13 protein-coding genes and 1 other RNA gene are annotated in these 21,465 nt (G+C 71.2%); 11 read left to right on the top strand and 3 right to left on the bottom strand.

Annotated elements, in window-relative coordinates; genetic code table 11:
* Positions 1–398: 398 nt before the first annotated feature.
* Positions 399–4,298, bottom strand: coding sequence for an FHA domain-containing protein (locus tag ACIOKD_RS33735; RefSeq protein WP_402091626.1), 3,900 nt, complete (start codon positions 4,296–4,298; stop codon positions 399–401).
* 425 nt (positions 4,299–4,723) lie between these two features.
* On the opposite strand from ACIOKD_RS33735, the gene ACIOKD_RS33740 reads away from it, so the two are divergent.
* The 5 genes from ACIOKD_RS33740 to ACIOKD_RS33760 all read left to right on the top strand — a co-directional run bounded on the left by ACIOKD_RS33740 (position 4,724) and on the right by ACIOKD_RS33760 (position 12,074).
* The gene (locus ACIOKD_RS33740) at positions 4,724–6,421 is read left to right on the top strand and encodes a serine/threonine-protein kinase (RefSeq protein WP_402091628.1); all 1,698 of its coding nucleotides are present in this window, start codon (positions 4,724–4,726) and stop codon (positions 6,419–6,421) included.
* Between the two features lie 367 nt (positions 6,422–6,788).
* Positions 6,789–8,027, top strand: coding sequence for a serine/threonine-protein kinase (locus tag ACIOKD_RS33745; protein WP_402091629.1), 1,239 nt, complete (start codon positions 6,789–6,791; stop codon positions 8,025–8,027).
* A gap of 148 nt (positions 8,028–8,175) precedes the next feature.
* Entirely contained in the window at positions 8,176–9,282 is a 1,107-nt protein-coding gene (prfB, locus tag ACIOKD_RS33750) for a peptide chain release factor 2 (RefSeq protein ID WP_402091631.1), read from the top strand.
* Between the two features lie 313 nt (positions 9,283–9,595).
* Positions 9,596–10,273, top strand: coding sequence for a hypothetical protein (locus ACIOKD_RS33755; RefSeq protein ID WP_402091633.1), 678 nt, complete (start codon positions 9,596–9,598; stop codon positions 10,271–10,273).
* 148 nt (positions 10,274–10,421) lie between these two features.
* On the top strand, positions 10,422–12,074 hold the full coding sequence (locus ACIOKD_RS33760; RefSeq protein ID WP_402091635.1) for an IS1182 family transposase: 1,653 nt from the start codon (positions 10,422–10,424) through the stop codon (positions 12,072–12,074).
* Between the two features lie 117 nt (positions 12,075–12,191).
* Here the strand turns inward: ACIOKD_RS33760 and ACIOKD_RS33765 are convergent, their stop codons facing one another.
* On the bottom strand, positions 12,192–12,386 hold the full coding sequence (locus ACIOKD_RS33765) for a hypothetical protein (protein ID WP_402091637.1): 195 nt from the start codon (positions 12,384–12,386) through the stop codon (positions 12,192–12,194).
* A 312-nt stretch (positions 12,387–12,698) separates the two neighbouring features.
* Between ACIOKD_RS33765 and ftsE the strand changes: the two genes are divergently transcribed.
* The 6 genes from ftsE (at position 12,699) to dacB (ending at position 18,455) form a co-directional block, all read left to right on the top strand.
* On the top strand, positions 12,699–13,388 hold the full coding sequence (gene ftsE / locus ACIOKD_RS33770) for a cell division ATP-binding protein FtsE (RefSeq protein WP_107015900.1): 690 nt from the start codon (positions 12,699–12,701) through the stop codon (positions 13,386–13,388).
* Between the two features lie 46 nt (positions 13,389–13,434).
* Complete coding sequence (gene ftsX / locus ACIOKD_RS33775) at positions 13,435–14,352, top strand: permease-like cell division protein FtsX (protein ID WP_402091638.1); 918 nt, start codon at positions 13,435–13,437, stop codon at positions 14,350–14,352.
* 67 nt (positions 14,353–14,419) lie between these two features.
* Positions 14,420–15,586 carry a S41 family peptidase gene (locus ACIOKD_RS33780; RefSeq protein ID WP_402091640.1) on the top strand — a complete coding sequence of 389 codons (1,167 nt, stop codon included), beginning with the start codon at positions 14,420–14,422 and terminating at the stop codon, positions 15,584–15,586.
* A gap of 105 nt (positions 15,587–15,691) precedes the next feature.
* Positions 15,692–16,225 carry an SsrA-binding protein SmpB gene (gene smpB / locus ACIOKD_RS33785; protein WP_402091752.1) on the top strand — a complete coding sequence of 178 codons (534 nt, stop codon included), beginning with the start codon at positions 15,692–15,694 and terminating at the stop codon, positions 16,223–16,225.
* 152 nt (positions 16,226–16,377) lie between these two features.
* Positions 16,378–16,766, top strand: a transfer-messenger RNA (tmRNA) gene (ssrA, locus tag ACIOKD_RS33790).
* Between the two features lie 75 nt (positions 16,767–16,841).
* Entirely contained in the window at positions 16,842–18,455 is a 1,614-nt protein-coding gene (gene dacB / locus ACIOKD_RS33795) for a D-alanyl-D-alanine carboxypeptidase/D-alanyl-D-alanine-endopeptidase (RefSeq protein ID WP_402091641.1), read from the top strand.
* A gap of 58 nt (positions 18,456–18,513) precedes the next feature.
* On the opposite strand, the gene ACIOKD_RS33800 is transcribed toward dacB, so the two are convergent.
* Entirely contained in the window at positions 18,514–21,441 is a 2,928-nt protein-coding gene (locus tag ACIOKD_RS33800) for a glycoside hydrolase family 3 C-terminal domain-containing protein (RefSeq protein ID WP_402091643.1), read from the bottom strand.
* Positions 21,442–21,465 lie beyond the last annotated feature (24 nt).

Below are 21,465 nucleotides of genomic sequence, written 5' to 3' on the forward strand. Positions count from 1 at the left end.
CCCGTTCTCCGTCGAACGTCCGAGGTCCTGTCGTCGGTTCCCTGTCGTCCGCCCGGGGTGAGGGGTGGGCCGGGCGGCGGGCGGGGATCGACGGCAGGGGCTGGCGCTGTCCCGTGCGCTCTTGGTCTACGCCCGTCCGCTCGACGTCGGCAAGGGCGCCTGCGCTGTCAAGGGGGTGATCGTGACCGCGTCGTGACGTGGGGAGTTCCGACTGGGGCGGCGCCCACCACGGGGCTCCGCCCCGAACCCGGTGGGGAGTGCTGTCGGGTGCGGGCCGGTGGTGGCTGGTCGCGCAGTTCCCCGCGCCCCTGGTCTTTTTAGCCCGTCCGGCGTTTGAGGACGAGCGCGTTCAGCGCGATGGGGGTCTGGGGGCGCAGCCCCCGGGGATGGGTACGCGGCTACAGGAGGGAAGGGACCTCCGCTGCCGAGACCGAGCGGGACGCTCGTTCCAGGGCGCTGGCCAGCAGCGCCAGGTCCGTCGGCCCGTTGCCGAGTTCACGCACGGGCCGCCGCGCAGGCGGATCCCCCATGTGGGCCCACTCAAGCGGCACGACCGTGGGCCGCAGCGTCGCCGTACGGGGAATGCGCCCCGTGACCCGCCCGCCCTGGAACGGCACGGACCGCCCACCCGGCCCCGCCCCGGTGACCCGGCCCCGCCCCGGCGACGGCTCCTCCGCCCCCACCCCCGGCGCTTCGAGCACCACCCGCAGCCCGGCACGCCGAGCCAGCTCCGTCTCGTCCGTACGGACCCCGCCACCGGTAGCCGCCACCAGATGCACCCCGAGCCGCTCACCGTCCCGGGCGACCCCTTCCAGGGCTCGTACGACGGACCCGGCCGCCGGGCGCCCGGGGGAGCCCAGCGCGGGGGACAGCAGCGCGTCCAGGTCGTCGACTATCACGACGAGCCGGGGCAGTGGCGGCCCCGCGTCCGGACGGGGCCGAGCCGCGGCGGGACGCAGCCGCAGCGTCGAACTGGACATCGTGTCGATGTCCCCGGCACCGGACGCACCCGAGGCACCCGACGCGGAACCGGCACCCGAGCCCGAACCCGACCCCGCCGACCGCTGGGCGACGACCCGGCGGGGCTTCTCGCGGCCGGCGTGCCACTCCGTGAAGTCGAGGCGCCCGAGCAGCTCGGCCCGCCGCTTCAGCTCGGCGGACAGGGACTGCGCGAACTCCCGCATGCGTACGGGATCGTGGGCGCCCAGATGCGTCGTGACATGGGGCAGGTCCGTGCAGACCTGCAGCCCGTCCCCGCGTGCCGCCGGACCACCGCTGCCCGTGCCGTCCCGCCCGTCGACCAGCACGATGCCGAGCCGGTCGGGCCGCTCCGCGGCGGCGAGCGACGCGGCGACGGAACGCAGCAGTTCCGTACGCCCGCTGCCCGAGGGGCCCTCGATCAGCAGGTGCGGACCCTCGCCCGCGAGATCCACGCCGACGGGGCCGCGCGGCCCGGCGCCCAGCACGGCCGTGGCCCGGCCCCCGAACGCCTCCGGGTCGTCGGCCGCGTCCGCCCAACGCGCCATCAGGGACGCCGGGGTCGCCCGCGCCAGGCCCAACTCGTCCAGCAGCCGCGCGGCTTGCGGCAGGGGCGCGGACACGCGGGTGTGCCGCTCACCGGCTCCGCCCTCCGCGCGCAACGGCGCCAGGGCCCGTGCGAAGCGCTCGGCCCACGCCATGGAGACGGCGTCCACCGTGGCGACCGTGCCATGTCCGACGGGCCCACCCGGAGAACCCGGAGAACCCGAAGAACCCGAAGAACCCGGAGAACCCGGAGAACCCGGAAGACTCGAAGAAGAAGCCGGAGAATCCGTGGGGCCTGACGAGCCGTGGGTCTGTGTCGTGGGCGCCACGCGCAGCAGCCGCAGGGCCGTCGCCACATCGCCGCTGAGCAGCGCGACAGCCCCGCACTCGCGGAACGCGGGCGACACCGCACAGGCCGCCTCGTACGTGTCGATCACGGGTGAGGAGGGCGACGCGGCCGGTGTCTCGGCGAGACAGATGACATGGATGCCCACCTGGGGACCCTCGACCGCGAGCCGCGAGACGGCATCCCGCACCCCGGCCGACCCGGGGTCCCCGTCCACCACGACGACGGTGTAAGGCCCGGACCACCCGGTCTCGGCAGAGTCGTCCGACCGGGCCCAGGAAGGCCGTCCGGCCCTGCCCCGCGCCTCAGCGGCCTGGGTGCCGCTGCGGGGGAGCCCGAAGTGGGTGACGTTGGCGTCGCGGCCGAGGGGATGGCCCCCGGGGGCGGGCGCGGCGGCGCCGCGGTCGTGCGCGCCGGAGGCGGCCCGGCCGGCTGCCGTCCCGGCGTCCGCCTGGTTCCCCGGCCGCCTCCCGAACGCCCCGCTGTCGTCCGGCGAGCCCGACCCGAGGCGGGGCCCGTGGCCCCGCTCGGCGGCCCGCCCCGTCTCCGTCAGGTGATCCTCCAGGCGCCGGACCAGCTCCTCCGTGCGCGCCGTCGCCTGTTCGCGGTCGTAGGCGAGCAGGAGGCGGCAGTCCTGGCCGTGGGTGGGGCGCAGATGGGGCAGCCAGCCGAGCCACGACCACTCGGCGGTGCGCTCCTCCAGGGAACGCGAGCGGTCCGTGCTGAGAAGAGTGATCTCCAGCGAGTCGGGGGAGTGCAGGGCGGCGAGCTGGGCCACCACCGCGCGCGAGAGCCCCGAGAGACGCTCGCGCGGCCCGGCCAGGCCCAGCGCCCCGACCTCCCGCAGCCCGGCGGTCACCGGGACCGCGGACAGCAGTCCGGAGCCGTCGGGTGTGCTCCGGTCCGCCGTACCCAGCCGGACCGTGAGGGTTTCCTGGTGTCCCGGTTCGCGCTCCCACAGCCGCGGCCCCGGTCCGAGCGCCGCCAGCAGCAGCGCGGCCGGATCGGGCCACCGCTCGGGCGCGGGCACGCCCAGGGCGACGGGCTCGGCGAAGGGCGCCTCGTACGAGTCGTACGGGTCGAACTCGGCTTCGTCGCCGTACGGGTCCTCGCTCCGGGGCCCCGCCAGCCGGCGGGCCCATGCGGAGAGGCCGCGCTTGCGCGTACCGCGCGGCACGGGTGTCCCTCGCAGGGGAGTGCCCTTCCGCTTGCCCTCACCCGGTCCCTGGGCATCGGGGCCCGGGTCCTCCTCGTACGGCTCCCCGGAGTCCCCGTACTCGTCCCGGTCGCCCGAGTCCCTGTGCTCGATCCGGGGCACCCCGCCCTGGCCCGGCACCACATGCGGTTCCCTCGGCAGGTGCTCCTGGGTGCCCGGCGCCCCGCTCCCGGCGGTGCCCCACCCGGCCGTGCCGTACCCGTGACGGGTCTCGGCGGTCGGCGGCGCGACGCCGGAGCGGGAACCCCCGGTGTGCCGGGCATCCGAGGAGCCCTCGGGGCCCCTGGAGCCGACGGCGGAGTCCTCGTCCCGCGCCCGCGGCACCCTCGCGCCTCCGGATCCGGCCGCCGCCCCACCGGAAACGGCCTGATTCCGCCCCTGCTCCTGTCGCTGCCCCCGGCCCTCCTGCTGACCTCGGCCCTGATCCTGTCGCTGTCCCGCTCCGGACTGTCCCGCTCCGGAACGCCCCGGACCCGTCGGATGTCCGGCTCCCCCGGGAGCGCCCGACGACTGCCCCGGCTGTCCCGACTGCCCTGGCTGTCCCGACGGCCCCCGTCCGGGGACCCCGGCTCCCGGCGGCACCACCCGTACATGGCCCTCGCCGTCCGGCGCGGTCTCCAGGATGTCGGCCGGCTCGCCCGCCGGGGCCAGCAGCAGGGCCGACTCGCCCACCCGCAGCAGCGCTCCCGGCGCGAAGCGCACCGGGCGCTCGCCCACGCGCCTGCCGTCCAGCACCGTGCCGTTCGTGGAGCCCAGGTCCGCCACCGAGACATGGCCGTCCGCCGCGACCGTCACGGCGCAGTGCAGACGGGAGACGTCCGGGTCGTCCAGCGGTACGTCGGCGTCGGCGGAACGGCCGATGTCGATCCGGCCGCCGTGCAGCAGATGGACGCCCCCGGCGTCGGGCCCGGCGACCACCCGCAGCTGTGCCGCCGCGGGATCGACATCGGGGCCGGGCTGCGCGGGGGACCCCAGGGACAGCACGGCGCCGTCCATCAGGGGAGGCTCACCCAGCGTGCAGCGCTGTGCGTCGAGCCGCTCCGCCTCCGCGTACAGCACCCCGGCGCCCTCGCCCCCGACCGCCGAGGCGAGGCCGGAGGCCACCGCCGCGAGCGCGGTCCCGGCGGGTGCTGTGACCAGCACGTCGCAGGACGCGGGGCGTCCGTCGGGGCGCGTCCCCAGCGGGTCTACGACGGTCAGCCGGATCTGCATCGCCGTCAGCGGTCCCTTCTGTCGCGGGCGCCCGCGACGGGGCTCTCCCGCGGTCCCCACCGCGGATTCCCCCACCGCGCACGGGCACGTCGGCCAGTACGGAAAGCATCCTCGCACTTGATACTGACAACACGCCCGCACTCCGCAAGCAAGTGATCTTGATTGGTCGGCTCTGCCCGCAAAAGTGCCTGACCAATGCCCGGTTGGGACCGGTCACGTCAAGATCCGGCAACCAAAGCACCCGAAGCGAGCGTCTTTTCACCGAACGCATACGGGAAAGTCCCACGTGATGCATGGGTGGGCGGGAGTGAGAAAACCGCAGTGCGACGACAACCCGGAGCCGTCTTCGGCGGCATTACAGTGGGTCGGAACCACCCGTAGCACGGTGGACGGACCAGCCAAGCAAGCAGCAGGGAGCGCATGACGTGCGGCCGGTAGGCAGCAAGTACCTCCTGGAGGAGCCGCTCGGACGCGGCGCCACGGGCACCGTGTGGCGGGCCAGCCAGCGCGAGACCGCGGGCGCCGAGGCGGCCGTGGCCGGTCAGCCGGGCGAAACCGTGGCGATCAAGGTCCTCAAGGAGGAGCTCGCCAGCGACGCGGACATCGTGATGCGGTTCCTGCGGGAGCGCTCCGTACTGCTCCGCCTGACCCACCCGAACATCGTGCGCGTACGGGACCTCGTGGTCGAGGGTGATCTGCTGGCGCTGGTCATGGACCTGATCGACGGTCCCGACCTGCACCGCTATCTGCGCGAGAACGGCCCGTTCTCGCCGGTCGCCGCGGCCCTCCTCACCGCCCAGGTCGCCGACGCGCTCGCCGCCAGCCATGCCGACGGTGTCGTGCACCGCGACCTGAAACCGGCGAACGTGCTGCTCCAGCAGCTCAACGGCCAGATGCACCCGATGCTGACGGACTTCGGCATCGCCCGCCTCGCCGACTCCCCGGGGCTGACCCGCACCCACGAGTTCGTCGGCACGCCCGCGTACGTGGCGCCCGAATCGGCCGAGGGCCGCCCGCAGACCTCCGCCGTCGACATCTACGGCGCCGGGATCATGCTCTACGAGCTGGTCACCGGCCGGCCGCCGTTCGGCGGCGGATCGGCTCTTGAGGTCCTCCACCAGCACCTGAGCGCCGAGCCCCGCAGGCCCTCCACGGTCCCCGACCCGTTGTGGACCGTCATAGAGCGCTGCCTGCGCAAGAACCCCGACGAACGGCCCAGCGCCGAGAACCTCGCCCGCGGTCTGCGTACGGTCGCCGAGGGCATCGGGGTGCACGCGAACTCCGGGCAGATCGCCGCCGCCGAGGCCGTGGGCGTACTCCTCACCCCGGACCCGGCGCCCACCGCCGTACCGGGTGAGTTCGGCGCCGCCGACCCCACCCAGGTACTCCCGCAGGGCGCCGCCTCGTACGACCCGAACGGCGCGACCAGCGTCCTGCCGCACACCGGCGCGGGCGCGGCCGACCCCACCGCCGTACTGCCCCACCACGGCGCGGCCGACCCGACGGCCGTGATGCCGCCGGTGCCGCCGAACCAGCCCGGAGCGGGCCCCGAGGACCCGCACCCCTGGCAGAACCAGCTGCGCGCGGCCCGCGACCGCAACGAGCCGACGCAGGTGCAGTCGTACCTCGACCCGAACGAGGACCCGCTGCGCCGCCGCCCGCAGCGGCAGGTCGCCAGGCCGCCCCAGCAGCAGCCGCAACAGCCGCCGTCCCAGCAGCCGCAGCCCCGCGGACAGCGTCAGCAGCGCTCCCAGCAGCGGCCCCCGCAGAACCAGCAGGGATACGGCTACCCGCAGCAGGGGCAGCAGGGGCAGGGTCACGCCCCGCAGCAGCAGGCCCACCAGCCCCAGCGGTACTCCCCGCCGCCCCAGCAGCCCGCGCCGCGTCCGCCGCGCGAGCCCCGGCAGCGCAGCGCCAACCCGATGAAGATCCCCGGACTCGGCTGCCTCAAGGGATGCCTGTTCACGATCGTCATCCTGTTCGCGGCCGGGTGGGCGATCTGGGAGTTCAGCCCGCTCCAGGAATGGATCGGCACGTCCAAGGGGTACTGGGAGCAGCTGTCGGACTGGTTCAGCACGGTCTCCGGATGGGTCGAGAAGATCGGCGGAGGATCCGGCAACTAGTGCCGCGACAGGCAACGTTCGCCCCGTCGCGACGCCCGGCACGCTCCCCCAGCCTCCGGCCGGGGGGACCCCCACTCGCTGCACCGGCCGAAAACCCGAGTACGTCCAGTACGAGGGCTTCCGGCCGGCACGCCGAGAGCACGCACCGGACGCCGCTCCTCAACGGGCGAACGTTGCCTGTCGCGGCACTAGGACCCACTTCCTGCTTCCCAGGCGTTACACGAGGTCGCTCCCCCTCTGAATCCCCAGAATCGCACCGCGGTTCTGGGGATTTGTCGACACCTGGGGGGTGATTTCCGTCGCCGAAGTGAAGGTTGGCGCTCGGGGCGCGTAGTTTTGTCGCCAACACGCGCCCGTAGGAGCAGTCTTGGTACGGAAGATCGGCAGCCGGTACACCGCGCACCAGATCCTGGGACGGGGCAGCGCCGGCACGGTGTGGCTGGGTGAGGGGCCCGAGGGGCCCGTCGCCATCAAGCTGCTGCGCGAGGACCTGGCGTCCGACCAGGAGCTGGTGGGACGGTTCGTGCAGGAGAGGACGGCCCTGCTGGGCCTGGACCATCCGCACGTCGTCTCCGTGCGGGACCTGGTCGTCGACGGCACCGACCTCGCCCTGGTCATGGACCTCGTCCGCGGCACGGACCTGCGGACCCGGCTCGACCGGGAGCGGCGCCTCGCACCCGAGGCGGCCGTCGCGATCGTGGCCGACGTCGCCGACGGACTCGCCGCGGCACACGCGGCGGGGGTCGTGCACCGGGACGTGAAGCCCGAGAACGTGCTGCTCGACATGCAGGGGCCACTGGGACCCGGCGGATCGCACCCCGCGCTGCTCACGGACTTCGGGGTCGCCAAGCTCATCGACTCACCGCGGCGGACCCGCGCGACGAAGATCATCGGCACGCCGGACTATCTGGCGCCCGAGATCATCGAGGGGCTGCCGCCGCGGGCGGCCGTCGACATCTACGCGCTGGCGACCGTGCTGTACGAGCTGCTCGCCGGGTTCACGCCCTTCGGCGGCGGCCATCCGGGGGCGGTGCTGCGGCGGCACGTCACCGAGACCGTCGTCCCGCTGCCCGGGATCCCCGAGGAGCTGTGGCAGCTGCTCGTGCAGTGTCTGGCGAAGGCGCCGGCGTCGCGGCTGCGGGCGTCCGAGCTGGGGGAGCGGCTGCGGGAGCAGCTGCCTCTGCTGGTCGGGATGCCGCCGCTGGACGTCGACGAGCCCGACGGGGAGGCCGAGAGTCCCTACGAGGACGCGGCGCCCGCCGAGCCGGAGGTTCCGCGGGAGCGGGTGCGGCGCGGAGCCGTTCCACTGGTGCCTGGGGCCAAGCCGGACTCGAACCGGGACACGCACACGTCCATGCGGGTGCCGGGGCCGGACGAGCTGGCGGGGGGCGCGCTGGGTACCGCGCGGGCGCCCCGGGCGGCCGGGGCTCCTCGGCCCGGGTCCGCGCGGCATCGCGCTTCCGCCCGGCGGCGGCGGATCACGCTCGGGGTGGCGGGGGTGGCGCTTGTCGCGGCGATAGGGGGCGGCGCGTGGCTGGCCACGTCCGGGGACGACGCGGACGGGTCCCCGTCCGACACGGAGAGCTCCGCACCGGCCTCGCCCTGACCGGAGGGGGTCGCCGTCACCGCATGAGGGCTCCGCCCCCTGGCCCCCGGTGCGCGGTTCCCCGCGCCCCCGGGTACCACGGCCCGCGGACGAAGCCTCCGGTCGCACTCCTGCCTGCCCGACTTGGCGGAGCCGTTACGCTGGGGGGGTGGCAGTCGTCGATGTTTCCGAAGAGCTCAAGTCCCTCTCCTCGACCATGGAGTCGATCGAGGCCGTCCTGGACCTCGACAAGCTGAGGGCGGAGATCGCCGCGCTTGAGGAGCAGGCGGCGGCACCGTCCCTGTGGGACGACCCCGATGAGGCGCAGAAGATCACCAGCAAGCTGAGCCACCTCCAGGCGGAGGTGCGCAAGACCGAGTCCCTCCGCGGGCGCATCGACGATCTCAGCGTGCTGTTCGAGATGGCCGAGGAGGAGGACGACCCGGACACGCGTGCCGAGGCCGAGATCGAGCTCACCGCCGTCAAGAAGGCGCTGGACGAGATGGAGGTCCGCACGCTGCTCTCCGGGGAGTACGACGCCCGTGAGGCGCTCGTCACCATCCGTGCCGAGGCCGGTGGCGTCGACGCCTCCGACTTCGCCGAGAAGCTCCAGCGCATGTACCTGCGCTGGGCCGAGCGCCACGGCTACAAGACAGAGCTCTACGAGACCTCGTACGCGGAAGAGGCCGGCATCAAGTCGACCACCTTCGTCGTCCACGTCCCGTACGCGTACGGGACGCTCTCCGTCGAGCAGGGGACGCACCGGCTGGTGCGGATCTCGCCGTTCGACAACCAGGGCCGCCGCCAGACGTCGTTCGCCGGTGTCGAGATCCTGCCCGTGGTCGAGCAGACCGACCACATCGAGATCGACGAGTCCGAGCTGCGCGTGGACGTCTACCGGTCGTCGGGGCCGGGTGGCCAGGGTGTCAACACGACCGACTCGGCGGTCCGGCTGACCCACCTCTCCACCGGCATCGTCGTGTCCTGCCAGAACGAGCGCTCGCAGATCCAGAACAAGGCGTCCGCGATGAACGTCCTCCAGGCCAAGCTCCTTGAGCGCCGCCGCCAGGAGGAGCAGGCCAAGATGAACGCGCTCAAGGGCGACGGCGGCAACTCCTGGGGCAACCAGATGCGTTCGTACGTCCTGCACCCGTACCAGATGGTCAAGGACCTGCGCACGGAATGCGAAGTCGGAAACCCCGAGGCTGTTTTCAACGGTGAGATCGACGGTTTCCTGGAGGCCGGAATTCGCTGGCGCAAGCAGCAGGAGAAGTAAGCGACTTCGTCGTACGTCGTTTTGTCGACAGGGCAACTGCGGTCCATCGGACGGCAGTTGCCCTTTCTGCTGCGCTCCGGTGAGCGATGTGTGGGTTTTACATCACACTCACATGACGCTGTGCCGGTCAAAAGGCCTTGATCTGGACATCGCGGTCGCAACGACCTTGACGATGCTTTGAAAGATGGGAAAGCTGACGCGTGGCATGCGTATTTCTGGGGCGCGTGTGAACCGGGGGCCCCACTGGGTCATCCTGAGGTCGCGGCCCCGGACGCTGCACCATCGACCATGAGCTACTGGGGGTAGCAACCAGATGACCAAGAAGACGCGGATCCGGATCGCGCGGATAGCCGCCGGCGCGGTGATAGCCGCCGGTGCCTCACTGACCGCCGCCGGTGCCGCCTCGGCGCTCGACGTGAGCGTCGACGTGGCCGGCCTGAACGCCGACGCCACCGTCGACGAGAGCGGTGTCGGCGTCGGTATCGCCGTCGCCGACCCGACGACCCCGGCCCCGGATCCCACCGAGCCGACCGAGGACCCGACGGTGATCCCGACGGACCCCACCACGGACCCCGAGGAGCCCACGGAGGAGCCCACCGACCCCACCGAGGAGCCCACTGAGCCCACGGAGGAGCCCACCGAGGACCCCACCGATGACCCGACCACTCCCGGCAACGGGAACGGCAACGGGAACGGCAACGAGAACGGGACCGGCGGCGGTAACGGCGGCGGTAACGGCGGCGGCACCGGTGGCAACGACAACAGCGCCGACAGCGGCGGCTCCAAGGTCGTCGAGCAGGGCGCGGGCAAGGAGAGCCTGACCGACACCGGTTCGGACACCTCCGCCCAGGGCACCGGCGGCGAGCTGGCCGAGACCGGCGCCGCCGAGAACATCACGTACCTGATGATCGGTGCCGCGACGATGATCGCCGGTGGCATCGGCTTCCGTATGCTGCCGCGCCTCATGAACGGCCGCGGCGCGACTGCCTGACGTATGAGGCATGACGTGTGAGGTGTGACGCGGGAAGGGCCCGGAGCTGTCAGGACGCTGTTGGTTAATTCGGGCCCGTGCGTGACGTCGGCTTCCAAGACCTGGTTGTGGTCTTGGGAGCCGACGTTGTCGTATGGGGTGGGTGTCGATGTCTATGCAGCCGAGCGGGCCGGGCGAGATTCCGGCGGAGACGGTGCGGGTGGCGCGGGCGGCGTTCCCGAAAGGGAGCCTGGCGATCCGGGTCCGGGACGAGCTGGGGCCGTTGTTCACCGATGAGGAGTTCGCGGATCTCTTCCCGGTGCGGGGGAAACCCGCCTGGTCACCGGGGCGTCTGGCGTTGGTGCTGGTGTTGCAGTTCGTCGAGGGGCTCACCGACCGGCAGGCCGCCGAGGCGGTGCGGGCGAGGATCGACTTCAAATACGCCCTCGCGCTGGAACTGGCTGATCCGGGCTTCGACTTCTCGGTGCTGTCGGAGTTCCGGGACCGTCTCATCGATGCGGAGGCGGGCAGGCGGGTGCTGGACGGCATCCTGACCGCGGCCCGGGAAAAGGGACTGCTCAAGACCGCCGGCCGGGCCCGTACCGACTCCACGCACGTGCAGTCCGCAGCACGGGAACTGTGCTGGCTGGAGATGGTCGCGGAAACGCTGCGTTCGGCGTTGAACACGCTCGCGCAGGCGGCCCCCGACTGGCTGGCGGAGACCGCCGAACCCGACTGGTTCCGGCATTACGCCACCCGGGCCGAGGACTCCCGGTTCCCCAAGGCCCACGCCAGACGGCAGGAGGTCGGCCGACGGATCGGGACGGACGGGATGCGACTGCTTGAGGCTGTCTTCTCGCCCCGGGCACCGGCTGGGCTGCGGGAACTGGAGCAGGTCCAGATCCTGCGGCAGATGTGGGCCCAGCACTTCCACCGAGTCGGGGGCGAGGTGCGGCGGCGGGACCCAAAAGACCGCCCGCCGGGCGCAACGCGCCTGGTCACGCCCTATGACCCCGAAGCCAGGGGCAGCAAAAAACGCGACATCCTGTGGGACGGATACAAGGCCCATCTCACCGAGACCTGCGAGCCGGACACCCCGAACCTGATCACGAATGTGGCCACGACCGACGCCACCGTCCCGGACAGCGTGATGGCCGGCCCGATCCATGCCTCCCTCGCAGAGCGGGACTGCCTGCCCGGCGAGCACTGGGTTGATGCCGGATATCCCAACGCCGCCGCGCTGACGACCGCCCGGCGTGAGCACGGCATCGAACTACACGGGCCGCTGCAAGCGGTCACCGTCGCCCAGTCGAAGAACGGCAGCGGCTACGGACAGGACGCCTTCACCATCGACTGGGACCAGCAGCAGGTGACCTGCCCGAACGGTGCTACCAGCACACAATGGGCCCTGCGCAGTTCTCAGCAGCAGCTTCCGGTGATCCGGGTCAGATTCTCACCCGCCGACTGCCGCCACTGCCCCGCACTGCGGGACTGCGTCAACTCGCCCAGGGCCGAACGCAGGGAACTCACCCTGCGGCAACACGACGAGCACCAGATCCTGGCGCAGACCCGTGCTCTCCAGCAGACCGACGAGTGGAAAGACCGCTACAAGATCCGCGCCGGAATCGAAGGAACCATCTCCCAAGGCGTCGGGCGCTGCGGCCTGCGCAGATCCCGCTACCGGGGCCTTGCGAAGACCAGCCTCCAGCACCAGCTCACCGGCGCCGCCATCAACCTCGCCCGCATCGACGCCCACCTCACCGACACACCCCGAGCCCGCACCCGCACCAGCCACTTCGCAGCACTTCGCCCCGCCGGATAGATCCGACGGGGCGAAGCAACAAGGCCCGAATTAACCAACAGCGTCCTGTCAGCTCCGGGCCCTTCCTGTCTGCCTTCTGTCCGCCCTCTGTCCGCCTTCTCCTGAGGTCGGCAGGACCTAAGCGGTCTGGTGGGCCAGCAGGGCCACCGCCGCGATCAGGATGGCGAGCAGCAAGATCAATGTCATGGGGTTGAGTCCACCGCCCATGGGGCCCTCGTTCTGCAGCCGTGCGCGGCTCGCGCGGCACACGGGGCAGCGGCCTTCGTTCACGGGCGCGGCGCAGTTCGCGCACACCAGCCGGTCGTACGTCATGCGCTCGCCCTCCTTGCACCGGTTCCACGGACACAACGCTCTCGGGGACGGATACGTTCCCACTCCACTGTGCCAGGTTCCTCCGTAAGGTGCGCGGGTTCCCTTGCGGATGCCTCGCAGAGGGCTTCTCGCGCGGTTCCCCGCGTCCCTGAGGAGGCGGAGCCCCTCCTGGGCGGGCCCCTCTTCTTATGTGCCCGGTACAAATGCGCACAACCCTTGTGCAACCCGTCCCGGCGCCTGCGCGCGTGTACCCGGGTCGCGTAAGGTCACGCTCATCTACCCCCCATATCCCCGACGGCCTGTGGTGCATCCGTGATCCGATTCGACAACGTCTCCAAGGTCTACGCCAAGCAGACCCACCCCGCTCTCCGGGATGTCTCCCTGGAGGTGGAGCGCGGCGAGTTCGTGTTCCTGGTGGGGTCATCCGGCTCCGGAAAGTCCACCTTCCTGCGGCTGATCCTGCGCGAGGAGCGGGCCAGCCACGGTCAGGTGCACGTGCTGGGCAAGGATCTCGCGCGCATCTCCAACTGGAAGGTGCCGCAGATGCGCCGCCAGCTGGGGACGGTGTTCCAGGACTTCCGCCTCCTGCCCAACAAGACGGTCGCCGAGAACGTCGCCTTCGCGCAGGAAGTGATCGGCAAGTCCAAGGGCGAGATCCGCAAGTCCGTGCCCCAGGTGCTCGACCTCGTCGGCCTCGGCGGCAAGGAGGACCGGATGCCCGGCGAGCTGTCCGGCGGTGAGCAGCAACGAGTGGCCATCGCGAGAGCGTTCGTGAACCGGCCCAAGCTGCTGATCGCGGACGAGCCCACCGGAAACCTGGACCCGCAGACCTCCGTCGGCATCATGAAGCTGCTCGACCGGATCAACCGGACCGGTACCACCGTCGTGATGGCGACGCACGACCAGAACATCGTGGACCAGATGCGCAAGCGCGTCATCGAGCTGGAGAAGGGTCGCCTCGTCCGCGACCAGGCGCGCGGCGTCTACGGCTATCAGCACTGACCGCGAGTTCCACGCGTCCGTCCACGGAAAGGCCTGAGAAGACGCCATGCGCGCCCAGTTCGTTCTGTCGGAGATCGGTGTCGGTCTCCGCCGCAATCTCACGATGACCTTCGCGGTCATCGTCTCCGTCGCCCTGTCCCTCGCCCTGTTCGGCGGGTCGCTCCTGATGAGCGACCAGGTGAGCACGATGAAGGGCTACTGGTACGACAAGGTCAACGTCTCGATCTACCTCTGCAACAAGAGCGACGCGGAGGCCGACCCCAACTGCGCCAAGGGGGCGGTCACCAGCGAGCAGAGGAAGCAGATCAAGACCGACCTGGCCAAGATGCCGGTCGTCGACAACGTCGTGCACGAGTCCAGCGACGAGGCGTACAAGCACTACAAGGAGCAGTTCGGCGACTCCCCGCTGGCGGCCTCGCTCACCCCGGACCAGATGCAGGAGTCCTTCCGCGTCAAGCTGACGGACCCGGAGAAGTACAAGGTCATCGCGACCGCCTTCGACGGCCGGGACGGCGTGCAGTCCGTGCAGGACCAGAAAAGCATCCTCGACAACCTCTTCGAGCTGCTCAACGGCATGAACTGGGCGGCCCGGGCGCTGATGGCGCTGATGCTCGTCGTCGCGCTGATGCTGATCGTCAACACGGTGCGTGTCTCCGCGTTCAGCCGTCGGCGTGAGACCGGGATCATGCGCCTGGTGGGCGCCTCCGGCTTCTACATCCAGGCGCCGTTCATCATGGAGGCCGCGGTCGCCGGACTCATCGGCGGCGGTGTCGCCTGCGCCTTCCTGGTGTTGGCGCGGTACTTCATCATCGACCACGGTCTGGCCCTGTCCGAGAAGCTGAACCTGATCAACTTCATCGGCTGGGACGCCGTTCTCGCGAAGCTGCCGCTCATCCTCGCCACGAGCCTTCTGATGCCCGCGCTGGCCGCGTTCTTCGCGTTGCGCAAGTACTTGAAGGTGTGACACATGCCAACAGGGCCGTACCGGCAACCGCCGGTACGGCCCTTCTCGTTGTCCTAGACTCACCCGCATGTCAGGCCGCGACCTGTTCTGTCAGCCCCGCCGCATCCGCCGCGGGGCGGCCCTGACGTTGGTCTTCGCGAGCGTCCTCGCGGCGGGCGCCGCGACCGGCTCGTTCGACACCCCCGGCCGGAAATCCGTCTCCCCGGCGGCCCGTACGGCGCAGCCCGGTCACCAGGAGGACGTCGCCGACGCCGCCGCCGAGGCGATGGCCGACGGCAAGTCGCCCGTGGAGGCCGCCGAGCGGGCCGTCAGCCGCAGCGGCGACCGCTGGGGTGCCGTCTACTCCCAGGGCGAGTACGAGGAGTTCGAGGAAGCCCTCGGCGGCCAGTACACCGGCGTCGGCCTCTGGGCCAGGCGCGAGCGCGGCGGACGCATCGAGGTGACCCGGGTCCGGTCGGGCTCGCCCGCCGCGACCGCGGGCATCCACAAGGGCGACCGGCTGCGCAGCATCGACGGCCACCGCGTCGACGGCAGGCCAGTCACCGAGGTCGTCTCGTTGCTGCGGGGCGACGCCACCGACGCCGACGCGGGCACCACCGTCGCCCTGGGGCTGCAGCGCGGCACGCGCGCGTGGAGCGAGACCCTGCGCAGGGCGCGGCTGTCCACCGACTCCGTGAGCGTGCGCGAACTCCCCGGCGGCGTCACCGTGATCAAGGTCGACGCCTTCACCAAGGGCTCCGGCGACCTCGTACGGACCGCGGTGGCCGACGCGCCCGCGGACAAGGGGATCGTCCTCGATCTGCGGGGCAACTCGGGCGGCCTGGTCACCGAGGCCGTCACCGCCGCCTCCGCCTTCCTCGACGGCGGCCTGGTGGCCACGTACGACGTGAACGGCGACCAGAAGGCCCTGCACGCCGATCCCGGCGGCGACACCACCGGACCGCTGGTCGCGCTCGTCGACGGCGGCACCATGAGCGCGGCCGAGCTCCTCACCGGCGGTCTGCAGGACCGCGGCCGTGCGGTCGTCGTGGGCTCCAGGACCTTCGGCAAGGGCTCGGTCCAGATGCCGAGCCGGCTGCCGGACGGCTCGGTCGCCGAACTGACGGTCGGCCACTACCGCACCCCCTCCGGGCGCACGGTGGACACCCGGGGCATCACCCCCGACCTGGAGGTCGAGGAGGGCGCACTGGAGCGCGCCGAGACCGTACTGAGCGGACTCGGGGACGCCGAGTGACCGGCCCGCGCACGGCTCTCACGGCCGTCGGCCCGCACTGCGCGTAATCGGCTTTCCCTCCGGCCCCCCTCTAGTGCGAAAATGGCCAGCACTATGAGCAAGGGCATGTACGTACCGAAGGAATCCCAGCCGAAGCAGGGAGGTGGCGCCAAGGACAGCGCCAAGGACGGCAAGCGCAAGATCGTCGCCCAGAACAAGAAGGCCCGGCACGACTACGCCATCATCGACGTCTACGAGGCCGGGCTGGTGCTCACCGGCACCGAGGTGAAGTCGCTGCGCCAGGGGCGTGCCTCGCTGGCCGACGGCTTCGTCCAGATCGACGGGAACGAGGCGTGGCTGCACAACGCCCACATCCCCGAGTACAGCCAGGGCAGCTGGACCAACCACTCCGCGCGCCGCAAGCGCAAGCTGCTCCTGCACCGCGAGGAGATCGACAAGCTGGCCTCGAAGTCGGAGGAGACGGGTCACACCATCGTGCCCCTCGTCCTGTACTTCAAGGACGGCCGTGCGAAGGCCGAGATCGCGCTGGCCCGCGGCAAGAAGGAATACGACAAGCGGCAGACCCTGCGCGAGAAGCAGGACCGGCGGGAGTCGGACCGGGCGATCGCGGCGGTCAAGCGCAAGGAGCGCGGCGAGTAGGACGGCAGGCCCGGCACACCCGCCCCGGGAGGGCCGCCGGGAATACAGTGGCACCGACGTGCGTTGGTCACGTACGATGGCAACGCACCTCACAGCAGGTGCACACACCCTCCTCGGAGGGCCCTCTTCGGGGGGTTTTGAAAAAACAACATGGGGATGATCGGTTTCGACAGCGGCTGTCGAAGCAGGGGAAGCGAGCCGAGGAAGCGGCAATGATCTCGTTAACCATATGTCGCAACCAATAATCGCCAATTCCAAGAGCGATTCCCAGTCCTTCGCCCTCGCTGCTTAATAACCAGTGACTGAAGGACCCTAAATGGGTGTCAGCCCGGGAGTGTTCCCGACCCGGATCCTGGCATAATCAAGGGAACTAAACCGTCTGACCCGGTCACGGGGTGAGACGGGAAATCAAACAGTGACTGAGCCCGTCGGAGACTTGTTCGCGTGATCTCCGGGGCTGAGAAAATCTAAGCGAACTGCGCTCGGAGAAGCCCTGATTCTGCACCGTTGGACGCGGGTTCGATTCCCGCCATCTCCACTTTCCCATGTTCAGATCCAGAAGCGAAGGCCCCGCTGCCATAGGCAGCGGGGCCTTTGTCGTGGATGCTGCTGTGGCATGAGACGACTCGCAGGAGCCGGAGAAGGCAGAAGATCCCACCACCCGCGTGGACGGGCGTGGACCTGGACCGTGGTGCTGGGGATGCTGCTGGCCGGGCTCGGCTGGAGCGCGCCCGCCGGAGCCGACCCGGGCACCAGCGGACTGCCGGAGGCCATCGACACCATCCTCGGGGACAGCCGGATGGAGGGCGGGGCGGCGAGCGTCGTGATCGCCGAGGCCGCGAGCGGGGACGTGCTGTACCAGCGGTCGCCCACCTCGCGGCTGATGCCCGCCTCCAACACCAAGCTGCCCACCTCGGCCGCGGCGATGGAGATCCTCGGCCCCGACCACACGTTCACCACGGACGTCCTCGCGACCGGCCGCCGGCACGGCTCCACGCTGAGCGGCGACCTGTATCTGCGCGGCACCGGCGACCCGACCGCCCTGGCCGCGGACTACGACGCCCTGGCCGCACGCGTCGCCGCGTCGGGCGTCACCCGCGTCGACGGGCGGCTCCTCGCCGACGACACCCGCTTCGACAGCAACCGCCTCGGCCGCTCCTGGGCCGCCGACGACGAGTCCGCGTACTACTCGGCGCAGATCAGCGCGCTGAGCGTCTCCCCGGACACCGACTACGACACCGGCTCGGTGATCGTGCGGGTCGCACCGGGTACCGCCGCCGGTGACAAGCCCGAGGTCACCGTCACCCCGAAGACGACGTACGTGCACTTCGACGTACGGGCCGAGACCGTCGCCGCGGGCGGGGCGAACGACCTCACCGTGGAGCGCGAGCACGGCACCAACACGATCGTCGTCAGCGGTACGACACCGGTGGGCGGGTCCGGGGCCGAGGAGTGGGTGAGCGTGTGGGAGCCCACCGGGTACGCCGCCGCCGTCTTCCGTGACGCGCTCGCCGCGCACGGGGTGAAGGTGACCGGGGCGACCCGGCTCGGCCGCGCCACGCCCGCGACGGCACAGCGGCTCGCCTCGCACGCCTCCATGCCGCTGAAGGACCTGCTGATCCCGTTCATGAAGCTCTCGAACAACATGCACGCCGAGATCCTCACCAAGACCATGGGTCTGAAGGTCTCCGGCGAGGGCAGTTGGAGCGCCGGGCTCACCGCCGTGAGCGGTTACCTCAAGGGCGTCGGCGTCGACACGGGCAAGCTGCGGCAGGCCGATGGCTCCGGGCTCTCCCGGATGAACAACCTCACCGCCGGGCAGTTCGCCGAACTGCTGCTCGCGGTACGGGCCGAGCCCTGGTACGCCGACTGGTACAAGTCCCTGCCGGTCGCCTGCGCCCCGGACCGTTTCGTGGGCGGGACCCTGCGCACCAGGATGTGCGGAACGCCCGCGGCCCTCAACGCGGTCGGCAAGACCGGCTCGTTGACCGGGGCGTCCGCCCTCTCCGGGTACGTGAAGGACGCGGACGGACGGGAACTCGTCTACAGCGTCGTACTCAACAACTACCTCGCCGCGTCCGTGAAGCCGCTGGAGGACGCGATCGTGGTGACGCTCGCCCGGTCCACGGCGGACGCGACCGTGACGGTGAACCCGACGGGTCCGAGCGCGCGGTCGGCCGAGCGGAACGGCGACCTGGAGTGCTCGTGGCGCAAGCCGGCCAAGTGCTGAGGGGGTGAAGCACGGTCCGGGGCGCCGACGGGCGCCCCGGACCGTGCTTCACCGCAGGTCAGCCGAGTGTGAACGTCGACAGCCGCATGCCGCTCCCCAGCACCAGATACACGTCCTGGCGCCCCTTCGCGGCAGCGGCGGCGGCCGACAGCGGGGCGCTCACCTCCGCGTACGTGTACACCGACCCCGTGCCGGACACGGTCGCCGTACCGACGAGCGTCCCGGAGGGCGAGCCGAGCCGCACCTCGACCTTCCCGGCCGCCCCGGCCACCCGCGCACCGAACTGCGCACCGCCGTCGCCCAGCCGCGAGTCGGCGAACTTCAGCCAGGCGCCGTCGCGCGAGGCCCCCACGGCCGTGCCCCGTGCCTTGGACTCGTCCACCAGCCGCACACCCTCGTAGTCGTCGAAGTTCTCCGCCCGGGTGGTCCGGGAGAGGTCCCGGGCCGGAATCGTCTCGCCCGCGACTTCCAGGGACGTACGGGAGCGGATGTCCTCGGAGGACGCGCCCACCAGGACGTCGTACGTGCCGCTCTCCACCACCCACTTCGACCGGGTGACGTCCCAGTGCGCGAGGTCCTTCCCACGCAGCCCCAGCTTCACCGTCCTCGTCTCGCCGGGCTGCAGCGAGATCCGCCGGAAGGCCTCCAGTTGCTTCAGCGGCTGCTTGTCGCGGGAGAGGCGCTGGTGGGTGTAGAGCTGCACGACCTCGTCCCCGGCGCGAGCGCCGGTGTTCGTCACCGCGACCTGGTAACCGCCGTCGACGCGCCTCAACTTCCCGTAGCGGAAGGAGGAGTACGAGAGTCCGTAGCCGAACTCGTACAGCGGATCGCCCTTGAAGTACTGGTAGGTGCGGTCGTACTTGATGTTGTCGTACTCCAGGATGGACGGGAGGTCGGACTCGGACCGGTACCAGGTCTGGGTGAGCCGCCCGGCCGGGTTCACGTCACCGAAGAGGACGTCGGCGAGGGCGTTGCCGGTCTCCTGGCCCGCGTGGGTGGTCCACAGGAGTGCCGGGACCTTCTCCCGAAGGGCGCCGAGGGTGGTCGGGTAGCTGTTCTCGACGACCACGACGGTGTGCGGGTTGGCCTTGCGCACCGCCTCGACCAGGGCTTCCTGGGACGGGGCCAGACTCATGTCCTCGCGGTCGTCGTTCTCGCGCCCGTTGATCGCGGGCATGGACCCGACCACCACCACCGCCGCGTCCTTGCCCTTCACGGCCGCCACGGCCTCCTCGGTGCCACTGCGGACGACGTCCTTGGCGTAGCGCGCGGCCTGTGCCCTGCCGACCAGGCCGAGCGTGCCGTCGGGGCCCGCCGGCCCGAGGTAGACGGGGTTCGACCACCAGGGCTCACGGGTCTCGTAGCCCGCGTACCGCAGCAGAAACGTGCCGTCGTCCTGCTCCTCAAGCGCGAACTGCTGCTGGACGAACCAGCCGCCCGGCTGGACCTGGTCGTTGACGAAGTCCGACCAGTCGTAGCCGACGTATCTGCCGTTGGCGGCCGAGCGCAGGGTCACGATCCCGGCGCCCCAGTCGAACACGTCGAACTGGGCGGCCGTCCCGCCGCCCGCGCTCTCCTTCAGCGCCTCGCCGTCGGCGTCCGTCCCCGCCGTGACGTACGCGCCGCTCCGCGTGTTCCGCAGCGAGATCCGGTCGACGCCCTCGCTGCCGGTCACGGGGGCACCGAGCCGCGCGGCGATGCCGTCCTTCGGGGTGACCGCGTACGGGAGCGTGCCCGAGTACCAGTCGGTGTAGAGGGTGTCCGCGAGCGGCCCGACGACGGCCACGTCCTTCGCGGAGGCTTTCAGGGGCAGGGCGCCGCCCGAGTTCTTCAGCAGGACCGCCGCGTCGGCCGCCGCCTTCCGCGCGAGCTTTTGGTGCGCCGGGCTGTTCACGACCGACTTGTCGATGGCCCCGTACCTGCCGCCGCCCGGGTCGAACTCCCCGAGCCGCACCCGGATGTCCAGGATGTGCCCCGCCGCCGAGTCGACGTCCGACTCCTTCAGCAGACCGTCGGCCAGCGCCGACGTGACGGCCGTGGTCGTCGGTACGGAGTTCGTGTCGTCCGTGGTGAAGCTGTCGATGCCCGCCTTCAGCGCCGCCGCGTTCCCCTCGGCCAGGGTGTCGTAGTACTTCTGGCTGCCCGTGCCGATGAGGTTGCCGGGCGCGTAGGCGTCGGTCACGTTCAGCAGGTCCTGCGAGGTCCAGGTGCGTACGTCGTCGAGCGCCGGATCCACCGTGGCCGGGCGGCCGTTGACCAGGTTGTACGAGGACATCACGCCTGTCGCCGCGTCCGCCTCGACGGCCGGCCTGAACGCCTGCTCCTCGTACTCCTTCAGCACCCTCGGGCGCAGGTCCGAGGAGGTCGTCGTGCGGTCGACCTCGTTGTTGTTGCCGAGGAAGTGTTTCAGGGTCGGCGCCGTCTTCAGGTGTTCGGGGTCCCCGCCGGTCAGACCGGTGCCGTACGCCGTCGCCATCGAACTCGTCAGGTACGGGTCCTCGGAGTAGCCCTCCTCGTTGCGGCCCCAGCGCGGGTCGCGCAGCGGATTGACCACGGGCGCCCACAGGTTGAGGCCCCAGCCGGCCGGGCGCTCCTGCTGGAAGCCGCGTGTCTCGTCGCCGACGGCCGAGCCGACCCGGCGGATCAGGGCGGGGTCCCAGGTCGAGGCGAGCCCCACGGCCTGCGGGAAGACGGTGGCCTCGCCGAGCCAGGCGACCCCGTGCAGTGCCTCGGTACCGGTCTTGAACGCCTGGATGCCCAGCCGGGGGATCGCCGGCTGCCACTGGTGGAGCAGGGAGACCTTCTCGGCGAGGGTGAGCCGGGAGAGGAGGTCGTCGACGCGGCGGTCCACGGAGAGGTGGGGGTCGCGGAAGGGGTACGCGGGATCGTCGGCCGCCGCCGGGACGGTGGCGCCGAGCCCGGCGATCAGGGTGAGCGCCAGCACGAGCGAGGTACGCGGTCTTCTCTTGCTTCTCTTGCCTTTCATGTCACGGCTCCTTCGACTAGGGCC

It is taken from the genome of Streptomyces sp. NPDC087844 (assembly GCF_044742785.1).
In the GTDB taxonomy this organism is placed as follows: Bacteria; Actinomycetota; Actinomycetes; order Streptomycetales; family Streptomycetaceae; genus Streptomyces.